Origin of the sequence: Sporosarcina sp. P1 (genome assembly GCF_002743155.1) — a bacterium.
GTDB classification, from domain to species: domain Bacteria; phylum Bacillota; class Bacilli; order Bacillales_A; family Planococcaceae; genus Sporosarcina; species Sporosarcina ureae_B.
In genome coordinates, this window is the sequence record NZ_PDYS01000003.1 from 148,841 (window position 1) to 168,923 (window position 20,083).

The following is a 20,083-nucleotide window of genomic DNA, read 5'->3' on the forward strand; positions in this document are numbered from 1 at the left end:
TTATTTTGAAGAATTTAGAAAGCAGTACTTATTAACACGACTTTCTTTATAGTAAATCTAGCTATTGCTAAATTTTTAAAAGAACAGCAATTTCCGATGACAAAACTAGAAGGGGGGAAGTACTAATGAATGCTTATTTATTACTAGAAATCGCTTCAAGTATAGTATCTGAACAAGAAATCATTACTTTCGACGAAGAGCGGTTAACTTATGGTCAATTAACTGAACAATCTAGTCGTGCGGCCGCTTTCTTATCATCGCTTGGAATATCAAAGGGAGATAGAATCGGACTAATCACCACTAACTGTCCAGAAGTAATTGAAGTGTTTTATGCTGCGTTCCAACTAGGTGCTGTCATAGTACCGATCAATTACCGGGCTAAAGCTGAAGAGCTGGCTTTCATGGTCGAAGATGCAGGAGTGAAGGTTCTGATTTTCGAAAGTCGCTACAGTGCATTAATAAATCCGGTGATAGAGAATAGCGGCATTCAGGAAACTATTTCTATTAGAGGAACCACTGAAGGACATAAAAATTATGATGAATTGAAACGACAAGTAGTAGATGGTTATGGAGGATTTGAAGATGTAGAGTCTACTGATTTGGCAATCTTGCTTTATACAAGTGGAACGACTAGTAAACCTAAAGGTGTCATGCTCACACACGGGCAGCTGACAACTTATGTTATGAATCATTCAGAAGTAGCAGACGGTAGTGACCGGGGATCTTCGGTCATCTGCATTCCCAACTATCATGTGGCAGGAGCAACGAGCATTTGTAATTCAATTTACACTGGACGTCGCTTAATATTAATGCCCCAATTTGATGCTGGAAAATGGCTGTATGCTGTCGAACGAGAAAAAGCAACGCAAGCATTTTTAGTACCTACTATGATGAAACAGGTCTTAGATCATCCGGAATTTGGAAATAGAGATCTCAGTAGCTTAGAAAGTCTTTCTTACGGTGCTGCACAAATGCCTCTGCCGGTTATTTTAAAAGCAATTGAATCTTTTCCAACAACGACTGATTTCGCCAATGCGTTCGGCATGACAGAAACAACTTCCACAGTTTCTGTATTAGGACCTGAAGATCATAAGCTCACAGGATCAAAAGAAGAAAGAGAGAAAAAAATTAAACGCTTATCTTCTGTAGGAAAACCTTTACCAGGAGTAGATATCATGGTGGTAGATGATCAAAAACAACCTGTTGGCGAGAATGTCGTCGGCAATGTCTATGTTCGATCTGAGAGATCGATGAAAGGTTATTGGAAGCGTCAAGAAGCTACGAAAGAAACGCTTGTTGACGGTTGGGTAAATACAGAAGATGTTGGTTGGATCGACGAAGAAGGCTATTTATTTTTAGGTGGAAGAAGTTCAGACATGATTATTAGAGGCGGGGAAAATATATCTCCTGCAGAAATTGAAGATGTGTTATTATCCCATTCTGCGCTTTCTGATGTAGCCATTATTGGGATCCCTAGTTTGGAATGGGGAGAAGAAATCATGGCTGTGATAGTGCTAGATGAATTAAAAGCGCATCCAACCGCAGAGGAATTGATCCAATTTTGCAAAGGTCGTCTTGCAAGTTTTAAAGTACCTTCAGAAATCGTCATAGTTGAAAGTCTACCACGTACTTCCACAGGGAAAATATTAAAAAAAGAACTTCGGGAACGGTATATTCCTGTTAATGAAAACTATAACTAAATAAATTGTTTTAATGTAAGTTAACGAAATATTCAAAAATAATGTAATGAGGTGAAGAGAATGCGTTTTGATTTAACCGAAGAACAACAACAGTTAAAAGATGAAATACGAAATTACTTGGAAGGTCATATTTCGCAAGACATGCTAGAAGAATTAAAAGAGAAGCCTGAGGGAGGTCCTCTTTGGAAACAATATATTAAAGATCTTGGAGATGATGGCTGGCTAGGTGTCGGATGGCCAGAAGAATATGGTGGTCAGGGCAAAACTCCGCTAGAACAGTATATTTTCTTAGAAGAGATCAACCGTACTGGAGTTAATATTCCTTTCATTACATTGGAAACGGTTGGGCCAACGCTAATGAAACTTGGAACCTCGGAGCAGAAAGATTATTTTCTACCTAAAATTCTAAAAGGCGAAGTAGAAATCGCAATTGGTTATTCAGAACCACAAGCGGGTACCGATCTTGCAGCACTTGAGACTACTGCAATTCGTGATGGCGATTCTTATATCATCAACGGACAAAAAGTTTTTACAACGAATGCACATATTGCTGATTATATTTGGCTAGCTGCTCGAACAGATTCTAATGCACCTAAACATAAAGGAATCTCAATTTTTCTAGTACCAACAACAGCAGAAGGATTCTCTTATACACCAATGGAATTAATGGGTGGCGGGGCACATACAAATGTAACGTTTTACGACAATGTCCGTGTTCCATTAGATGCGATTGTAGGAGAAGAAAATAAAGGTTGGCAATATATAACTTCCCAGCTTTCACTAGAGCGATTAATGTTGTCTACTTACTCTGAAATGGAGCGTACTGTAGAAGAAATTATCGTATGGGCAAACGAAACAACAATAGATGGTTCTCTTGTAATAGATAATGAGTGGGTTCGTAACAGTCTTGCAGATTTGACGGTAGATCTCGAAGTCTTGCGACTCCTTAACTATCGTGCAGCATGGGCGCATGAAAATGAACCAGCGGCACATTACCGTCCTTCTATGAATAAAGTATTTTCTGCAGAGTTGAATCAAAAAACATACGACGTTTGTATGCAAATCCTCAATATGTTTGGTCAACTGGATATAGACTCTAAGTATGCAGCGTTGGGTGGTAAAGTAACACCACTAACAAAAGCGGCATTGGTCCTCTTGTTTGGTGGAGGGGCAAATGACGTTATGCGTGATTTGGTCGCTCGTTTTGGGCTCGGTATGGAAAAAAGTATGAGTTAACATTGTATGCGTTTTCAACTTTTCGAATATAACCTAAGGGGGATGAATTAATGGCTATTGCAGAGGCAGTACTTAACAGCTATATCGGCTTAGATTCAGAAAGAATAGCAGGTGTTGATGCAGTTTGTGAACAAATGATTAGACATTGGACTGAAGTGATGGAGGATACAAATCCACTATATTCAGATCCTCAATATGCTAAAAACACAAAATATGAAGGCGTTATCGCACCGCCTATGCAAGTACAAGTATATACGATGAATCCTTTATGGCCGAAGCCTGAAAGAGATCCGAACTCGATGGAGAGTTTGCTTAAGGTGATGGCCGAAGAAGGATATTCAACGATCGTTGCTACTGAGCAAAACCAAGAATATTTCACACCGATGAAGCCTGGCGATCAAATAAGTCAAATTATGTCTGTGAAAGAAATTTCGGCTGAAAAACAAACAGCTCGTGGACCAGGTTACTTTGTAACTTTTGCTTATAAATTCATTAATCAAAATGATGAAGTTGTTTGTCAGCAAACATTTACGATTTTAGTCTATAACTCAATTGCAGCAATGAAGGAGGAAGCAAAATGATTGAAACTAAACCTGTTGTTCTTAATTGGAATGATGTGAAAGTCGGAGATGAATTACCTGTTCATAAAAGACAAATTACAGCAGCTCTAGTGTCAGGTGGAGCTATTTCAGCTACACGCGATTATTCAGACGTGCATCATGACTATCATGCTGCACGAAGAGCAGGTGCAGATGATATCTTTATGAACATACTGACGACGAACGGTTTGATTGGAAAATATATTACAGACTGGACAGGACCAGCTGGCGAACTAAAAAGCATTCAATTACGTTTAGCTGTACCTAATTATCCAGGTGACATTCTTGAACTGACAGGAAAAGTTTCAAAGAAGTTCGAAGAAAATGACGATCACTTAGTTGAAATTGAATACTTGGGTAAAAATAAACAAGGTAATCATGCAAAAGGAAAAGTAATTATATCACTACCAATCAGGGGGTAAGTATAAATGGGAAATCCAAAAGAGAAAACAGCTATTATTGGCCTAGGTGCTACTGAATTCAGTCAGAATTGCGGCCGTAGCGAATTGCGAATGGCACTTGAAGCTATTTTAGATGCCGTAAAAGATGCAGGGATAAAAGTTTCTGATATTGATGGCATGGTGAATTATTCTATGGACACAGCAGAACAAATTGAAGTCGTTAGGCAATTAGGAATTCCAAATTTAAGTTTTTTTAGTAAAGCGCCATATGGTGGAGGAGGAAGCTGTGCCACTATTGCTCATGCCGTAGCGGCTATTGAATCAGGTATGGCAAATACGGTTGTATGCTACCGTTCAATACGAGATGCTTCCGGACCTGTAACATATGGAGACTTTGAACCAACAAGGGTGTCTCAAGATGTATATATGGGGATGAATCATCCATATGGCTTACTCACGCCAGTTTCATGGGTTGCAATGTTTGCACAGCGCTATAACCATAAATACGGCATTAAAGATGGTCAGCTTGCACACGTTGCATTAGTGAATCGTGAGAATGCCAACAGAAATCCAAAAGCAATCTTCCATAGTCGTTCTTTATCACTTGATGAATATATGAACTCTCCAATCAATGTTGAACCATTGCGTAGACATGATTGCTGCCTAAGTACTGATGGCGCCGTGGCTATAATTGTGACACGAGCAGATTTGGCAAAAGACTTGAGACACAAACCCGCATATATTTCAGGAGCAATCCAAGGGATGTCCACAAATGGAGAAGTGATGACGTCTTATGCACGAGAAGATATCACGGTTCTTCATGAAGTGGAAGCCTATGGCAAAAAGCTTTTTGAAATGGCAGGTATTACTCCGAAAGAAATAGATGTTGCTCAATTTTACGATGCATTCAGTCCTCTTGTGCCAATGCAACTTGAAGCGTTAGGGTTTGTCGGCAAAGGAGAAGGGGTCGATTATATAGAAGGAGGCCACCGTATTAGACCGGATGGAGAACTACCGATTAATACATCAGGTGGACTTATGTCTGAAGGATACATTCATGGCATGAACTTAATCGCAGAAGGTGTTCGCCAAGTAAGAGGTACTTCTACGACACAAATCAATGATATCGAATATTCTTTAGTAACAGGTGGATTAGGTGTCCCATCAAGCGGACTTATTTTGAGAAGGAGGTAATGTATATGGTTAAATATAGCGAAGTGGGAGTTCCAACTCCAAAACCAATGATGAGTCAAGATACAGAAAAATTTTGGAGGTTGTTGCAAGAGGAAAAACAACTCCACTTACAGAAATGCAATAATTGTCAAACATATTCACATCCTCCGCGGGTAGTCTGTTCGAACTGCCATAGTTTCGATTTAGGTTGGGTACCATCAGAAGGTAAGGGTGTTATTCATAGTTACGTAATTTATCATCGTTCTGTACATCCAGGATTTAAAACGCCTTACGGGGTCATTCTTGTTGAGTTAGAAGAAGGAGTACGCATTATATCTAATATGGTAGATTGCGAGCCACATGAAATTGAAATTGGAATGCCTGTTGAAGCTGTAGTAGATCAAGTTTTCGAAGATACAGCACTCGTTAAATTTAAACGGATAAATAATTAAAGGAAGAGGTGCCCAGCTTATGGATTTTTCAATGACGGAAGATCAAGTGATTTTTAAAAGTACAGCCAAAAAATTCTTTGAAGAAAAATGCACAACGCCATCTTTAACAGAATTTGAAAAAAGTAAAGAACAATATTCACCTTCATTCTATCAAGAGCTTGCCGATTTAGGATTTTTAGGACTAATCGTCCCTGAAGAATATGGCGGCATTGATGGCGATTTAATGGATTTATCAATTATCGTTGAAGAAGCTGGGAAAGCAATGTTTTCCGCACCATTTGTTTCTACACTTGTTAATGGTGTCTTACCAATTTTAAACTTTGGTACAGAAGAACAAAAAAAGGCGCTTTTGCCACAAATCATCGAAGGCAAAAGTATTGTTACTGGCGCTATGATCGAATCACAAGCCCACTATGATTTGAGTTATGTAAAAGCCCGAGCGAGTAAGAGTGGCGATGGGTATACGCTGAACGGTACAAAGTTATTCGTGAAATTTGCCGAGACGGCAGATTATTTTCTAACGTTAGCACGAACTGATAATAAAGAAGATGGTAGTAAAGAAGGACTCAGTCTATTCCTTGTTAAAAATGATGCAACAATTAAGAAACAAGCACTTCAATCCATTGGTTCTGATAAATTGTTTGAAGTAGAGTTTCAAAATGTACAATTAACGAAAAATGATCTACTTGGTAACGAAAATGAAGGATGGGCAGCTGTAGACAAATTAAATCAATTGGCCACAGCGTTGCAATGTGTTGAAATGGCTGGCTTACTTCGCCGTGCATTAGATCTTACAACTGACTATGTAAAAGAAAGAACACAATTTAACCGTCCGATTGGTAGCTTCCAATCTGTCCAACATCGTTTATCTGATATTTATACAATCGTAGAAGGCGGTCAGCTGGCTGCACTACAAGCTATATGGAGATTAAATGAAGGAATGTCCGCTGAAAAAGAGATTGCAGTTGCAAAGGCTTGGTTATGCAAAGAAGGCCAAAAGGTCCTGGTAGGTACTCATCAGCTCCACGGAGGTATGGGTATCGATATGGATTATCCTCTCCAGTTTGCTTTTAGAAGGTTTAAAAGCATGGAAGTCGAACTTGGATCAGCGCCTATACATCTAAAGAAAATCGCTTCAACTTTTAAGACTAATAAAGTTGCTGAAGTAATACATTCGTAAAGGGAGTACAACGCGTAGTTCTTTTAATTTACTTCAGTGGGAGTTTCAAGCTTTGGCTGAAGTAAGTTAATATTTCGTGTGAGTGTCACTAGTTATAAGGAATGATTATCGACAAACTCAAAAATAAAGACGTAATTGATTGAATAGGTTAACTGAACAAAATACATGATTCAGGGGTGGGATAATATGAAAGAGCAAGCCCTAACTGGACTTACAGTTATTGACTTATCAGAAAATATTACAGGACCTTATTGTACAAAGTTACTAGCAGATATGGGTGCAAAAGTAATAAAGATTGAACAGCCTGGATTGGGAGACCCTTCACGATTAGAGGGTCCGTTCCCTGGGAATAAACCTGATCTCAATAAGAGTGGATTATTCAATTATTTGAATAACAATAAAATTGGTATAACACTAGACTTGAAAACTGAAAGTGGTATTGAAATCGCGAAAAAAATAATCTCTGAAGCAGATATTATTGTGGAAAATTTTAAACCTGGTGTCATGCAACAATTAGGTCTTGGCTATGAAGCTTTGCGTGACTTAAACCCTGGTCTAATTATGACTTCAATTTCTAATTTTGGCCAAACAGGTAAATATCGAGACTATCATGCCACGGAACTTATTGCACAATCGATGAGCGGGTGGGTAAGTTCAATAGGTGAGAGTACTAGACAACCACTTAGAGCAGGTGGTCCACTTCGATTATTAGACTATATTTCGGGTACATTTGCAGCGTTTTCCACGATGACAGCAGTTTTAGGTAGACGGAAAAGTCATAAAGGTGAACATATAGACGTTTCCACTGTTGAGGTTGGCATGCTTCAACGTGCTTATCCCACAGTTCAAGATTCCTATCCTACCAGTCCTGTTAAAACGCCAAAGCGTTTTGTAATGTTACCGAGTATAGAACGGTGCAAAAATGGCAATATCGCAATATCTTTATTGACTGGTCAACACTGGCAAGACTTTTGCTGCATGATTGAAAAGTACGAATGGATGGAAGATCCACGATTTATTCTCTTGTATGATCGTTTGCAACATCAACAAGAATTCCAGCAAGTGCTAGATGAATGGTTAATGCAACATACGAAAGAAGAAGTGCTTGAAAAAGGAAGGGAATGGAAAGTTCCTGTCATTCCCGTCCCCACATTTGAAGAAATGCTTTCTTTCCCTCAGTATGTCGAGAGAAACGTCTTCGTTTCAGTCGATCATCCTGAAATGGGGAAAGTCGTTCAGCCAGGCGCTCCTTTCCGTATGTCCGAAACACCGTGGACAATTCGTAGTGCTGCTCCACTTTTAGGTGAACATAATCATCAAATTTATGATCAAGAATTGGGATTATCTAAATCCAAACTACAAAAACTGAAAGCCAAAGGTGTTATTTGATTTCTTGGTTGATGGATATTACATGTGGTTTCATATGAAGGGAGAGAAATACTCATGTCATTACCATTAGAAGGCATTCGAATTTTAGATCTTTCCATGTGGTGGTCGGGTCCATTTTGTACGTCATATTTAGGAGCCCAGGGAGCAGAAGTTATTAAAGTAGAATCGATTCAAGCTCCGGATGGATTTAGATTTGTATCAACTAAACCCGGGAAAGACTGGTGGGAATTAGGACCTCAATTTAATGCTGCCAATATGAACAAAATGGGTATCACATTAAATTTAAACGAATCTAAAGGTATAGAAATTTTCAAAAGTCTATTAAAAGAAAGCGATGTCGTTATTGAGAATTTCACTTCTAAAGTAATGGAGAAATTTGGCCTTACGTATGAAATGATCAAAGAAATCAATCCGAAAATAATTATGCTTTCTATGCCTGCATACGGTAAAACCGGACCTTATGGCGAACAACCGGGATTTGCCTATACTTTTGAGATCTTGTCAGGGATCGCACAAACAAATGGGTATGAGGGAGAAAAGCCACTAATTATTTCAGGTACAGGGGATGTTATTTCTGGATCACATACAGTGTTTGCTCTATTGTCTGCATTAGAATATAGAGAAAAAACTGGAAGAGGTCAGTTCATAGAAGTAGCCCAAGTTGAAACGTGTATCAATTTAGTGGGTCAACCTCTTTTGGATGTTTCCTTGAATGGAAATAACTGGGGATGTTTGGGTAATCGTCAACCTAATATGGCACCTCATGGTATCTATCGGAGTAAAGGAGAAGATTCATGGGTAGCGATCGCGGTTACAAATGAAGAAGAATGGAAAAACTTTTGCAAAGCGATTGGTGAGCCAACATGGTCAAAAGAAGAACGTTTTCAAACTGCAGAAGAGCGTTGTCAACATCAAGACGAATTAGATTCTTTGGTGGAAAACTGGACACATCAATTTGGAAATTATGAAGCTACAAATTTATTACAATCAGTAGGTGTCAACGCAGGTCCTGTATTAAATGTGAATGAAATGGAAAACGATCCTTTTTTACAAGATATGTACCAAGAAGTTACACACGATATTACTGGTACGCATAAATATCCTGCTTGGCCAATAAAGTTTTCTGGCGAACGTGTTCAACATAAAAGCCCTACCCCCATTTTAGGTCAACATAATGATTATGTACTTAGCCAAATATTGAAATTAACGAAAGAAGAAATTGACGCGCTAAAAGTAGAAAATATTATTGGTTCAGTGCCACTTGGAGCAATGACCACCGTATAAAACCTATGCTATAACGGGAAAGGAAGAGAATTATAATGGACGTAAAGGTTGGAACTAAATATATGTGTGCTACTTGTAAGAGTGAATTTATCGTTACAAAAGCACCACCCCAAACTGTTTTGAAATGCTGTCAGAAGCAGCTAGAAAAGAAGTGAATATAAAAATTGAATGGCATTAAAGTACTGTAAGATGAAAAAGGAGATAATCAAAATGGCCAATCAACTAGGAAAAAGATTTGAATGTAAAGTATGTGGTGGGGAAATATTATGTACAAAATCAGGTGAAGGAGCGGTTCAATGTTGCGAGCAAGAAATGCAAATAAAACAACCAGTTTCATTACCGACAGCTGATTAAAATAATGAAGTTTAGTATAAATTGATTGCGATAATGAGGTGATCTATATGGGGAATGACTGTACACATTATTTGTTGAAAGATTTAAGGATTTTAGATGTAACAAATGGCCCTTCCGGAAGTTATGCAAGTAAACTATTCGCTTCAAGTGGGGCAGCCGTTACAAAAATAGTGAGTACAGTCTATTATCCGAATCTTTTTAGAGATGATAATAAATATTTACTTTATTATTCCAATCCATCTAAAAAAGATGCCGCTATTCGTTCCCTTCTTTCTGAACAAAAATGGGATTTAATTATAAAAGATAGCCACTCATGTGGACAGCAGCTCAGTTCGCAAGCGATCCAAATTTTGAATCAAAAAGAAGATCTTGTTTGTATAACGATTCAATTTCCCGAAGAAGTAGATGTTGACGAAGAACAATCACTTCAAGCGATAGCTGGGTGGAGAACTTCCACAGGAGATCCCGAAAAGGAGCCCCTAACGATTGGGGGCTATCCAGCTGCTTATTTAGTTGGAGCCCATGCAGCCACAGCTGGCCTGTTTGCGTTATTAGAAAGAAATTGGACGGATAAGGGTAGGGAAGTTTATATAGACGCATTGATAATCGCGGTTAGTGCTTTAGAGGGTGCTTATTCAAAATTTAAAGCAGCGCAAATAGTTCACCATAGAGTAGGAAATCGCCACCGGTATATGGCGCCAATGGCTATCTTTCCAACCATTGATGGAAATGCTTTTATTGGAGCGCCTGTAGATGAGCAATGGGATTTATTCACACGATGGATGGGAGTGGAAAATAAGTCCCATTGGAATACAAATGATGGTCGTTTAAATCACTATGAAGAAATAGAAAGTTTGATATTGGGTTGGTCCAAAAAAATGACAAAGGAAGAACTGTTTGAAACTGGTCAAGCGTTTAGAATGCCTTTTGGGAAAGTGCAAACTTTTGAAGAATTAGATGACTGTCCTCAATTACAACATAGACAACTTATATCCCATAAAAATGGGGGGAAGTACATTCTACCTCCTTTTAAAATTTCGAAGCACCAATTAAACAGTTCAACTTCATATTCAAAACCACCAGTTGAATCTTGGAATAAACTTCGCATTATCGACTTAACTAGTATGTGGTCTGGTCCTTACTGTTCTCGACTATTAGCTGATCAAGGTGCAGAAGTTATTAAAGTGGAGGCTCCCCATCGTCCAGACGGCATTCGTGCGAATCAAGATAATCAAGCTCCTTTTTTTAGGGAACTAAATCGTAATAAAAAAGGAGTTACACTTGATTTACGAAAGGAATCAGATCAAGAAATATTAATGGATTTGATTGAATCAAGCGATGTACTCATTGAAAACTATAGTCCGCGTGTAATGAAGAACTTCGGATTGACGTCAGAAGTTTTACGACAGAGAAATGAACAACTCATCATTATCTCACTTTCTGCATTTGGCCAGACAGGACCCTACAGGGATTTCGTGGGATACGGACCAACTTTGGAAGCGATGTCTGGCATTGCTTCCCTTACATTTTATCAAGATGAAACTCCGTGGCTTCCTGGATTTTCGATTAGTGATATTGGAGCTGGGATACACGGCGCTTTTGCTTTAGGGGCTACTTTATTCTCTAGAAGCATATATGGAGCAGGGTTTACCATTGACGTATCACAATATGAAACAGCCATTCAATTTATAGGAGACCGTATAATAGAAGGGAATAAGTCACAGCCACCAGATAAAAAAGTTTTTGAACAATCAATAGCCGATTTAGTGAGAAATCTAAGATTAGACTTCTACATTGGCATAAAAGGGGAACCAACACTAGGAATGCCGTGGAAAAGTGAAGGCTGGGAGAGACATTCTAAATTGGCAGCACCACTGCTCGGTGAACATAATGATGAAATAAAAAAAAGAAAAAAGGGTGACCGCTATGAAATATTGTATTATTGATGTATCTATTGAAAACGAAGTTGCCCAAGTTTTACTAAACAATGGGGAAAATGGAAATGTATTAAATGCAGAAATGGCTCAAGAGTTGGCAGCAATAGCTACAGAGTTATCACATCGTGAAGATATTAAAGTAGTTGTTCTAGGGGCTCGGGGAAAAAGTTTTAGCTGTTGGAACCCTCAAATAGAAAACCCGACAATAGAAGATGATCTATATGCAACTATTGCCCTGTCTAACAATGCAATTGAACAATGGGCGCGTATTCCACATCCGGTTATTGTAGCAATTGAAGGAGAATGCTCTTCACTAGGGCTTAGTTTAGCATGTGTTGCTGATGTAAGGTATGCATCCGACACGGCTTTTTTTTCAGTTCCTGAATCTAAACACGGCCTAATTCCAACAGGGGGGATTACGCAACGCCTACCACGTATTATAGGGAAAGGGCCTGCAATGTCTATGCTGCTTGGTGGAGAAGTTATTCAATCATCAGAGGCGAAGCAGTTGGGACTAATCAATAAAATTGTAGATAAACAATCCGTTTGGGAAGCGGCATGTCAAGAAGCCCAAGAGCTTGCCAAGTTATCTAGTCTATCTATGCAATATACGAAGGAATGTTTGTTAAGGGGCAGTGAGTTGTCATTTGAACAAGCATTGCGTTTGGAATTAGATATCTATATGCTATTATCCACAAGCGAAGATCGAATGGAAGGCGTACAGGCCTTTTTAGAGAAACGTCCTGCACAATTTACGGGGAAATAAACATAAGAATTTTGATACTATCCGTGGACGTGAGAATGGAGGATGGAAGATGAATAATAGTGCGGTTTTAATGGAAAAAGATGAAAATATAGCAATTTTAACGCTGAATAGACCTGATGCTTTAAATACATTCAATGTAGAAATACGAGACCAATTATATCATTATGTTCACATTGTGAATGAAGATCCTTCTATTGATGCAATCGTTGTTTGTGGGGCAGGGCGTGGATTTTGCGCTGGAGCTGACTTAACGGAATTTGGAACTACATCGACGGTCATTGAGAAAAAAAGAATCCGATTGCAGCATGATTTATGGGAAGACATCCGTCGTATGCAAAAACCGATAGCGGCCGCCATGCATGGTTTTGCCATCGGTTCTGGATTGGAAATGGCAATGCTCTTCGATTTTCGTTTTGCTTCGCCAGGGACAAAACTTTCACTACCTGAAGCGCAAATTGGAATGCTACCCGCTGCAGGCGGAACGCAAAGCTTGCCCCGCCTTGTGAAACAAGGGCAAGCACACGATTTGGCAATCAGCGGCAGAAGAATCACCGCAGAAGAAGGTGTTGGTATAGGAATGATTAGCGGTATCATTGAAAAAGATATATTGGTTGAACAAACCATCTCCTATATGAAAAAAATAGTAACCCAATACCCTCAAAACGCTCGATGGATTAAAACATTAGTCGCAACGAGTAACGATATGCCAGAAGCTGATGGTATTGCTAGAGAAGGCGTTCTATTCAAACGTAGCTGGCAGCTAAAAAATCAAGAAGTTTCTGAGTAAGTAAAAAGGCGGAAGCACTTAGTCCCGCCCCAAAACAACTTCTTCAGAAATTTTTTGTGCATATGTTTTAACTAATTCAATATAATGCTGTTTTTTCTGATCATCAAATCGCGTCATCGGAAAATAGATTCCTATTGCTGCAACGGGTTCTTCAGTATGTTCCCAAATGGGGGCTGTCACAGCTCCAGAGTCCTGCATTCTTTCTCCGAGACTGGTGGAAAAACCCATACTTCGAATGTTGACTAATTTTTCTTTGAAAAGTGCCGGATCTGTAATTGTGTTAGGTGTAAAGGGTTCAAAGATTTTACGCTTAAAATAGTTTTCAACATCTATAGGTGACATATACGCTAAGTGTAGGTTTCCAGCTGCACCAATATGTAGATCGGTTTCTTCTCCGATAGGAATCATTACTTTAAGAAGTTGAGGGCTATATATTCCCGATAAAAAAATATGTTTATAGCCACTTCGAATCGAAAGATAAATAGATTCATTTGTAATCTGCGCTAATTCCTGTATGTATGGTTGAGCAATTGATACAATATCATTTACTTTTGACTTCCGTACTAATTGAAATAGTAGGGGGCCTGGATGATAGCGCTTCGTTTTTTTATCTCTCATTAACAAACCGCGATCTGCCATAGTTGCGACTAAACGAAAAGCAGCGGTTTTACTAATACCAATTTCGTCTTCAATTTCTACGAGGCCGATTGAATCATGTTTAATAAACATAGTCAAAAGGGAAATTGCATTGTTAACTGTATTTAAACGCTGCACTGGTTTCTCTGCTGTCATTTCATCACTCCATTAACTTTTTTACAAAAAAATGCCTTGTATATTAATTACTCAATTATAACGCAAACCTTTAGAGAAAACGATTTAATGTATGCGGTTTCACAAAAAGTTTATTTAAATATCTGAAAATACAAGTTTTCCAGCAATCCATGTTGCTTTAACAGCGATAGAATGTAACTTATCGATAGGATAAGTAAGGGGATTTTGATTAACAGCCACTAGGTCGGCTTGAAAACCGGGCTTGATCATTCCGCGCTTATTCTTCCATCCCGCTGCTTCCGCTGCACCTGCTGTATAAAGATGTAAAGCGTTCCAACGGTCCAATGCTTCTTTTGGATTTACAGCTTGCTGTTTGGAAGTTTTACGCGTACAAGCTGTTTGGATACCGAGCCAAGGATTGAGTGAAGCAACTGGTGCATCTGATCCCGCAGCCATGGCGATTCCTGCTTCATAAAGGCTTTGCATTCTATATAACCATTCATGTTCTGAAACTTCAACATCTGCTAAATAACGGTCTCCATGATCATATATCAGACTAGGATTCGTCACAACGCGTATTCCTAAAGCTGCAATGTCTGGAAGAAATGCTTCAGGGGATAAACTTAAATGTTCGAAACGATGTTGATGGTGAGCATTTGGAAATCTAGATTGTATTTGTCTGATCGCTTCTATGGCTGTCCATGTCATTTCAGGATCAACCACATGAATAGCCAAAGAACTACCGTCTCTTTCAAATGCTTCTTGGCCAAGTTTAGATAAGTTATCGAGCGTAGGCACAATCTCAGGCAAGGCTTCCATTACAATTTTGATATGTCCAATTTCTAGTTTTTCACGAAAATAACAAGGAAGTTCTTGTTTAATATAAGCAGCAACTTCAACATGTTGCTCAAAATCAGTCATCAATTGAATAGTAATGGGCCAATTGTTCTGGAGTGCGGTATACCAAAACTTCGCATCTTCCAAACGATTGGTAGGTGTTGCGTCCAGAACAGCTGTAATTCCATATTTTAACAAGCGGGTTTTTAAATTCGGGACCCCCTTTTGAAGTTCACTATAAGTAGCATTAGGTACAATGTGTTGCGAGAGCCAAGCATCGCCGCCGTGAATCATTCCGGTTGGCTCGTTAGTTTCTGAATTTCTTTCGATATGTATGCCAGGAGGATCGACTGTGTTAGCGCTGATTCCTGCTATATTCAATGCTACGCTATTTAATATAGATACATGCCGAGTCACATGGCGTAAGCGAACAGGATGTTCTAGCGCAACTTTATCTAAATCATAGCGGGTGGGATGACGATTTTCATCTAACTGAGAAACATCATATCCGAAAGCGCGAATCCAAGTACTAGTTGATACTTGTAATGTTTTTGAATGAATCGCTTTCAAGATGTCCGCTATCGAACGTACGTCTTGGCTAGTACATGAGACAGCATTATTTTGACTAAGTAATGCCCGAAGATGGCAGTGTGCATCTATAAGGCCAGGTAATATAACTAAGTTATTACCATTCATGCGCAACCCTGTTGGAGTCAAAGGCCAAGAGCTAGAAGAAGATGGCAAAAGTCCTACAATCTTGCCTTTTGCAATAGCGATGCCGAATGCTTTCGGAAATTGCGGATCCATTGTAATGACTGTTACATTTTCAATTAGCAAATCAGCTGGACAAAGTGCTTCCATTATTTATGACCTCATTTCCATACTATGGTTACTGTCATAATTATAACATAACTTTTATATACAACAATTTGACAAAATAAAATGTCGCGGGAAGGATGTTGAAAATGAAATTAAAAGGAAAAGTTGCTTTTATAACGGGTGGTTCTTCAGGAATTGGAAGAGGGATTTGTCATGCTTTCGCAAAGGAAGGAGCTTCTATTGTGTTTGTTGGCTTAAATGCAGATAAAGGAAGAAAAACAGAAAAAGAACTGCTGGATTTAGGATGCGATGCTTTCTATATCCAAGCGGATTTACGAAATAGAGAACAATTGCCTAAACTAATTGATCAAACCATTGAACGTTTTGGGAAATTGGATGTATTGATCAATAATGCACACGCCACCAATAATGTTCTTTTGGAAGAAACGACTGAAGAGGATATGGAATACTCATTTGACACAGGATTCTGGCCGACATTTTTATTAATGAAACATAGCTTACCATATTTAATAAAAACAAAAGGAAAAGTAATAAATTTTGTATCTGGCGCTGGGTTGGTCGGTTTAAGCAGGCAATCTTCTTATGCTGCTGCAAAAGAAGCGATACGGGGGATTTCGAGAGTAGCAGCGAATGAATGGGGTCGACATGGAATTACTGTCAATCTTATTTCTCCAATCGCTAGCTCTCCTGGCGTTGCACAAATGGAACAAAATCAGCCAAATGCATATCAAAAAATGGTGTCTCTCATTCCTTTGAAACGTCTAGGGGATTGTGAAGAAGATATTGGAAGAACTGCAGTGTTTCTTGCAAGTAATGATGCTGATTATATTACCGGTCAAACAATCATGGTAGATGGCGGTACAATCATGGCTCGATAATAAACAACTACATGTTTTTGAAGTTGAGGTTGCGAGAGGAGTTTTTGAAATGCTAGAGGAAGTTGCTAACAAAATACTGCGATTAAAGGTGCCTATGCCTTTTAATATGGGGTATACCAATAGCTATTTAGTAGAAGGTGAAAATGGATATACCATTGTAGATACAGGAGACAATACTGAAGAAGCAAAAGCTTTGTGGGAAAAGGTTCTTTGTAAGGGGATGAAAATCGAAAAAGTGGTTATCACTCATGCACATCCTGATCATTTAGGTCTAGCTGGTTGGTTTCAGCTCAATTATGGCTTACCCATTTGGCTATCTGTTAAAGGATATGAAGAAATATTAAAGTCTCGCAAAACATTTGATGAAGATTACGTTAATCCCATGAGGTCTTTCGCGATCAGGAATGGGGCCATTCATTATCGTGACGATGAAGCTGAAATTGAACCGTATTATAAACTGGACACTTATCAATTTGAACCTGACCATATATTTGAAACAGGCTCCTTATTAAAGATTGGAGATGGTCTGTTTGAGGCAATTTGGACACCAGGTCATGCTATCGATCATTATTGCTTTTATGAAAGAGAAAGTGGCACTATTTTTGTAGGTGATCATATTTTACGTTCTATGAATCCATTAGTGACATCAAAGCATATTAATGATAATCCATTACAAGAATATATGATGTCATTAGATAAAGTTGCTAGTTATAAAACAGGCATTGCTTTACCGGGTCACGGAAAAGCAATCGTTAGTTTACCCGATAGAGTGGCAGAAATGAAAGTACATTATCAAAAAAGATGGAGACAGACCTTTGAGGCGATAGGGGAAGAAGGAAAGACTGCATTTGATGCATGTCAACTTGTTTATAAAGGATATTCAAATGGAAAACTTTTACCTGCCTTTATGCAAACGATTACAAATTTAATTTACTTGGAATCTATTGGTCAAGTTAAAAGAGTGGAACACGCTGGCAAATATTATTATTCTCAAGTGAAATCATTTCAAGAACTATATAAAGATAGAACTTTACAGAGTGGAATAAGGTTCAAATAAATTGGCATTCCTTTAAGCTCAGTTATAAATAAGTGACTAGTATCAATAAAATGATCAATCTCAACCTTGTCTTAGTTGCACTATAAGTGATGATAACCTGGTCTTGTATATTTCGCGCTTTCTTATCATGAGAATTACGAATATTCTAGTATGAATAGGACTTCTCATTGGACTATCCATACGGTGGCATAAGCCGTTCTAATATAGCACCTAATTATATTTTAACCTCAACTTAAACTTGAACATATCAACAGGGTAGTACATAAAAGACTTTTATGTTTAAGCGTTGATTAAAGATCATACGGGAAAATAGTGAACTATAGAAAAAGAATATAGATTTGACTTTGCTGATTCTGTGCATAGAATTTCTTAATATTTACATGATGTTTATCATTTTATAAGTAGTGTATCGTAAAAATAAGCTGTTCCGGTCGGTTGAATGACTGGAACAGCTTATTTTTTTGAGTAACTATATCGCTCTAGTATTGTGGATCTTGATTTTCTGTTTGAACTTCTGCATAGTGTCCGTTTTGTTCGCTTTCGTCCTCTACTGATTCATCCTCTAATGATAAAAACTCTCGTAATGCTTGTTTGTTCTGTTCTAAGTTAATCTCGAGAACAGCTCCAACTTCTGTGCGTAGATCTCCAAACGATCCTTCTACGGGAATGCGCAGTGATTCCATTTCGTTATTCTTCCCACCGGTCAACATACCTTTAGCAATTGTAAAGATCGTTTTACTGTCGATGTTCGTATCAATGTATGGATCAATAACGCCCATTAATTTCGGTATATTGACAAGTGTTTGTAAACTCATCGCTTCATCCTTCAGTTTCCCTAACGCTTCTTGTTGCCGTTCCACGCGACCATAATCACTGTGGATGTCGTGGCGGAATCGTACGTAACCGAGTAATTGTTCCCCGTTCAATTTTTGTTGGCCGGGATAGAGAGTTAAACCTAGTCCGTGTGACATCTCATATGGAATATCGACTTCAATACCGTCGGGAGCGATTACATCGACGATTTTTGAGAAACCTTCGAAATTAACAATCGCATAATATTGGACATCTACATCGAAATTCTGCTTGATCGTTTGTCGTACTAATTCAGGACCTCCAAGTGCATAAGCGGCATTGATCTTTTCCATACCGTGACCTGGGATGTCGACGTATATATCACGCATCAGAGAAATTAACTTCACTTTGTTTGTTGTTTGATCGTAGTGACCAATCATCAGAGCGTCTGAACGAGTGTCATCTTCGTCGCCTCTTGCGTCATCACCAATCAACAATACGTTAATTTCTCCAAATTGAGATTCGCCACCTTCAAAGTCATCAAAAGCAGAATCGTTAGTAGAAAAAGTATTACTGCTGTCGCTTAGTTCTGTATGTATTTCATTTGTTTTGTCACCGTTCGCAAACGAAAGGCCGTTTGAATACTGTGCTGCGACGTATCCGCCACCCGCTAATAGTAGCAAAGTGAATACCATGAATATTAATCGTTTATATTTTCTTTTTAGTTTTTTCTTACGACGCTTTCCAGTTTCTCTGTTTTCCATTAATGTCACACCTATTCATTTGATTATGAATTCTTTGTTAGTACGCTTGAAGCAATTTGGACCGCGATCGCATCATCCAGATACCCGACCGCGAAAATGTAGTCCGGGATGACATCCACAGGAATGATAAAGTATAATAATGCGCTGCCGATAATGGCTAGATCACGTTTTGCAACATCTTGCATTTTAAACCGTGCAAATAAATCTTTCATTTGATCGACGAATGGACCTACTCCGCCAGCCAGTTTTAACTTGTTATCAAAGTCATGTAGAATTCTTTCTCTTCCTTCAGTGGTCTGAACATATGCTTCATAACTGGCAAGTTGAAGTTCAACTTTTTCAATGGAGATATCCGAAGATAGAAGTTCTGATGTTTCGACCAGTTGTTGAATTGTTTCATCATAAGCAGAATGTACCATCTGTTTATCATCAACCGGATAGCCTGCCGCTTGAAGTAACTTGGCTAATGGAATTTCTAAAATTATCGCGAATTTCTCCAGATGGTCTAGTGTTGCTTTGCGCTTGTCATTGATGATCCTAGAGATGGTTGAAGTATCAATATCTGTAAGTTCGCTTAGTTTGCGCATGGACAATGAACGTTCTTCTAACACTTCACGCAATAACTGCCCGACAGACAGACCAAGACTAGCTTCTGACATGACACTACCCCTCCATTTCTACAACGACGGTAAAAATATTTACTTCTCTCAAAATAATAAATGTTTGTTGACAAATTGTCAACAGTTATAAACAAGGATCTTTTTTTGTCGAAAAACGTCTGCAGCTGAACATATTAAAGTGTGGCCGAATCTTAATCGATAGGTTTTATCGAACGGTTATTTTATAATAGATATATAGAAAGAGAGGATATCGAATGATAGCCAAT

19 protein-coding genes are annotated in these 20,083 nt (G+C 38.6%); 15 read left to right on the plus strand and 4 right to left on the minus strand.

Annotation, left to right across the window (positions count from 1 at the left end):
- The first annotated feature begins 125 nt into the window (after positions 1–125).
- The 13 genes from CSV73_RS05560 (at position 126) to CSV73_RS05620 (ending at position 13,258) form a co-directional block, all read left to right on the plus strand.
- Complete coding sequence (locus CSV73_RS05560; RefSeq protein ID WP_099626812.1) at positions 126–1,700, plus strand: class I adenylate-forming enzyme family protein; 1,575 nt, start codon at positions 126–128, stop codon at positions 1,698–1,700.
- 60 nt (positions 1,701–1,760) lie between these two features.
- Entirely contained in the window at positions 1,761–2,936 is a 1,176-nt protein-coding gene (locus tag CSV73_RS05565) for an acyl-CoA dehydrogenase family protein (protein ID WP_085131095.1), read from the plus strand.
- Positions 2,937–2,986: 50 nt separating this feature from the next.
- Positions 2,987–3,517: an FAS1-like dehydratase domain-containing protein gene (locus tag CSV73_RS05570; protein ID WP_085131094.1), complete on the plus strand. Its 531-nt coding sequence runs from the start codon at positions 2,987–2,989 to the stop codon at positions 3,515–3,517.
- Positions 3,514–3,957: a hotdog family protein gene (locus CSV73_RS05575; protein WP_085131093.1), complete on the plus strand. Its 444-nt coding sequence runs from the start codon at positions 3,514–3,516 to the stop codon at positions 3,955–3,957. The genes CSV73_RS05570 and CSV73_RS05575 overlap by 4 nt, the downstream gene beginning before the upstream one ends.
- Positions 3,958–3,963: 6 nt before the next feature.
- Positions 3,964–5,130, plus strand: a complete 1,167-nt coding sequence (locus tag CSV73_RS05580; protein ID WP_085131092.1) for a thiolase C-terminal domain-containing protein — start codon at positions 3,964–3,966, stop codon at positions 5,128–5,130.
- A 5-nt stretch (positions 5,131–5,135) separates the two neighbouring features.
- Complete coding sequence (locus CSV73_RS05585) at positions 5,136–5,561, plus strand: Zn-ribbon domain-containing OB-fold protein (RefSeq protein WP_158232285.1); 426 nt, start codon at positions 5,136–5,138, stop codon at positions 5,559–5,561.
- Between the two features lie 19 nt (positions 5,562–5,580).
- Complete coding sequence (locus CSV73_RS05590) at positions 5,581–6,741, plus strand: acyl-CoA dehydrogenase family protein (protein ID WP_085131090.1); 1,161 nt, start codon at positions 5,581–5,583, stop codon at positions 6,739–6,741.
- Between the two features lie 186 nt (positions 6,742–6,927).
- Positions 6,928–8,130: a CaiB/BaiF CoA transferase family protein gene (locus tag CSV73_RS05595; RefSeq protein ID WP_158232286.1), complete on the plus strand. Its 1,203-nt coding sequence runs from the start codon at positions 6,928–6,930 to the stop codon at positions 8,128–8,130.
- 54 nt (positions 8,131–8,184) lie between these two features.
- The gene (locus tag CSV73_RS05600) at positions 8,185–9,414 is read left to right on the plus strand and encodes a CaiB/BaiF CoA transferase family protein (RefSeq protein ID WP_085131088.1); all 1,230 of its coding nucleotides are present in this window, start codon (positions 8,185–8,187) and stop codon (positions 9,412–9,414) included.
- Positions 9,415–9,624: 210 nt separating this feature from the next.
- Positions 9,625–9,768, plus strand: coding sequence for a desulfoferrodoxin (locus tag CSV73_RS05605; protein WP_099626813.1), 144 nt, complete (start codon positions 9,625–9,627; stop codon positions 9,766–9,768).
- 71 nt (positions 9,769–9,839) lie between these two features.
- Complete coding sequence (locus CSV73_RS05610; RefSeq protein WP_158232287.1) at positions 9,840–11,714, plus strand: CaiB/BaiF CoA-transferase family protein; 1,875 nt, start codon at positions 9,840–9,842, stop codon at positions 11,712–11,714.
- Positions 11,695–12,471 (plus strand): enoyl-CoA hydratase/isomerase family protein, encoded by a 777-nt coding sequence (locus CSV73_RS05615; protein ID WP_085131086.1) that lies wholly within the window; start codon positions 11,695–11,697, stop codon positions 12,469–12,471. Before CSV73_RS05610 ends, CSV73_RS05615 begins: the two co-directional genes overlap by 20 nt.
- A 49-nt stretch (positions 12,472–12,520) precedes the next feature.
- Positions 12,521–13,258, plus strand: coding sequence for an enoyl-CoA hydratase/isomerase family protein (locus tag CSV73_RS05620; protein WP_085131085.1), 738 nt, complete (start codon positions 12,521–12,523; stop codon positions 13,256–13,258).
- 18 nt (positions 13,259–13,276) lie between these two features.
- On the opposite strand, the gene CSV73_RS05625 is transcribed toward CSV73_RS05620, so the two are convergent.
- Both CSV73_RS05625 and CSV73_RS05630 read right to left on the minus strand, forming a co-directional pair.
- Positions 13,277–14,050, minus strand: coding sequence for an IclR family transcriptional regulator (locus tag CSV73_RS05625; protein WP_085131084.1), 774 nt, complete (start codon positions 14,048–14,050; stop codon positions 13,277–13,279).
- A gap of 114 nt (positions 14,051–14,164) precedes the next feature.
- Entirely contained in the window at positions 14,165–15,727 is a 1,563-nt protein-coding gene (locus CSV73_RS05630) for an amidohydrolase (RefSeq protein WP_085131083.1), read from the minus strand.
- A 104-nt stretch (positions 15,728–15,831) separates the two neighbouring features.
- On the opposite strand from CSV73_RS05630, the gene CSV73_RS05635 reads away from it, so the two are divergent.
- Together CSV73_RS05635 and CSV73_RS05640 are read left to right on the plus strand one after the other, a co-directional pair.
- Positions 15,832–16,584, plus strand: coding sequence for an SDR family NAD(P)-dependent oxidoreductase (locus tag CSV73_RS05635; protein WP_085131082.1), 753 nt, complete (start codon positions 15,832–15,834; stop codon positions 16,582–16,584).
- A gap of 49 nt (positions 16,585–16,633) precedes the next feature.
- Positions 16,634–17,641, plus strand: coding sequence for an MBL fold metallo-hydrolase (locus CSV73_RS05640; RefSeq protein ID WP_158232288.1), 1,008 nt, complete (start codon positions 16,634–16,636; stop codon positions 17,639–17,641).
- A 479-nt stretch (positions 17,642–18,120) separates the two neighbouring features.
- Here CSV73_RS05640 and CSV73_RS05645 read toward each other — a convergent pair whose 3' ends face one another.
- Together CSV73_RS05645 and CSV73_RS05650 are read right to left on the minus strand one after the other, a co-directional pair.
- Positions 18,121–19,197, minus strand: coding sequence for an LCP family protein (locus CSV73_RS05645; protein WP_085131080.1), 1,077 nt, complete (start codon positions 19,195–19,197; stop codon positions 18,121–18,123).
- A 23-nt stretch (positions 19,198–19,220) separates the two neighbouring features.
- On the minus strand, positions 19,221–19,856 hold the full coding sequence (locus CSV73_RS05650; RefSeq protein WP_099626814.1) for a DUF1232 domain-containing protein: 636 nt from the start codon (positions 19,854–19,856) through the stop codon (positions 19,221–19,223).
- Between the last annotated feature and the right edge of the window lie 227 nt (positions 19,857–20,083).

Bases quoted from the DNA above. Each gene is read 5' to 3' on its own strand.
- CSV73_RS05565 (WP_085131095.1), top strand. From the start codon at position 1,761: ATGCGTTTTGATTTAACCGAAGAACAACAACAGTTAAAAGATGAAATA.
- CSV73_RS05605 (WP_099626813.1), top strand. From the start codon at position 9,625: ATGGCCAATCAACTAGGAAAAAGATTTGAATGTAAAGTATGTGGTGGG.
- CSV73_RS05570 (WP_085131094.1), top strand. From the start codon at position 2,987: ATGGCTATTGCAGAGGCAGTACTTAACAGCTATATCGGCTTAGATTCA.
- CSV73_RS05635 (WP_085131082.1), top strand. From the start codon at position 15,832: ATGAAATTAAAAGGAAAAGTTGCTTTTATAACGGGTGGTTCTTCAGGA.
- CSV73_RS05580 (WP_085131092.1), top strand. From the start codon at position 3,964: ATGGGAAATCCAAAAGAGAAAACAGCTATTATTGGCCTAGGTGCTACT.
- CSV73_RS05630 (WP_085131083.1), bottom strand. From the start codon at position 15,727: ATGGAAGCACTTTGTCCAGCTGATTTGCTAATTGAAAATGTAACAGTC.
- CSV73_RS05625 (WP_085131084.1), bottom strand. From the start codon at position 14,050: ATGACAGCAGAGAAACCAGTGCAGCGTTTAAATACAGTTAACAATGCA.
- CSV73_RS05585 (WP_158232285.1), top strand. From the start codon at position 5,136: ATGGTTAAATATAGCGAAGTGGGAGTTCCAACTCCAAAACCAATGATG.
- CSV73_RS05595 (WP_158232286.1), top strand. From the start codon at position 6,928: ATGAAAGAGCAAGCCCTAACTGGACTTACAGTTATTGACTTATCAGAA.
- CSV73_RS05650 (WP_099626814.1), bottom strand. From the start codon at position 19,856: ATGTCAGAAGCTAGTCTTGGTCTGTCTGTCGGGCAGTTATTGCGTGAA.
- CSV73_RS05620 (WP_085131085.1), top strand. From the start codon at position 12,521: ATGAATAATAGTGCGGTTTTAATGGAAAAAGATGAAAATATAGCAATT.
- CSV73_RS05575 (WP_085131093.1), top strand. From the start codon at position 3,514: ATGATTGAAACTAAACCTGTTGTTCTTAATTGGAATGATGTGAAAGTC.
- CSV73_RS05640 (WP_158232288.1), top strand. From the start codon at position 16,634: ATGCTAGAGGAAGTTGCTAACAAAATACTGCGATTAAAGGTGCCTATG.
- CSV73_RS05645 (WP_085131080.1), bottom strand. From the start codon at position 19,197: ATGGAAAACAGAGAAACTGGAAAGCGTCGTAAGAAAAAACTAAAAAGA.
- CSV73_RS05615 (WP_085131086.1), top strand. From the start codon at position 11,695: ATGAAATATTGTATTATTGATGTATCTATTGAAAACGAAGTTGCCCAA.
- CSV73_RS05560 (WP_099626812.1), top strand. From the start codon at position 126: ATGAATGCTTATTTATTACTAGAAATCGCTTCAAGTATAGTATCTGAA.
- CSV73_RS05600 (WP_085131088.1), top strand. From the start codon at position 8,185: ATGTCATTACCATTAGAAGGCATTCGAATTTTAGATCTTTCCATGTGG.
- CSV73_RS05590 (WP_085131090.1), top strand. From the start codon at position 5,581: ATGGATTTTTCAATGACGGAAGATCAAGTGATTTTTAAAAGTACAGCC.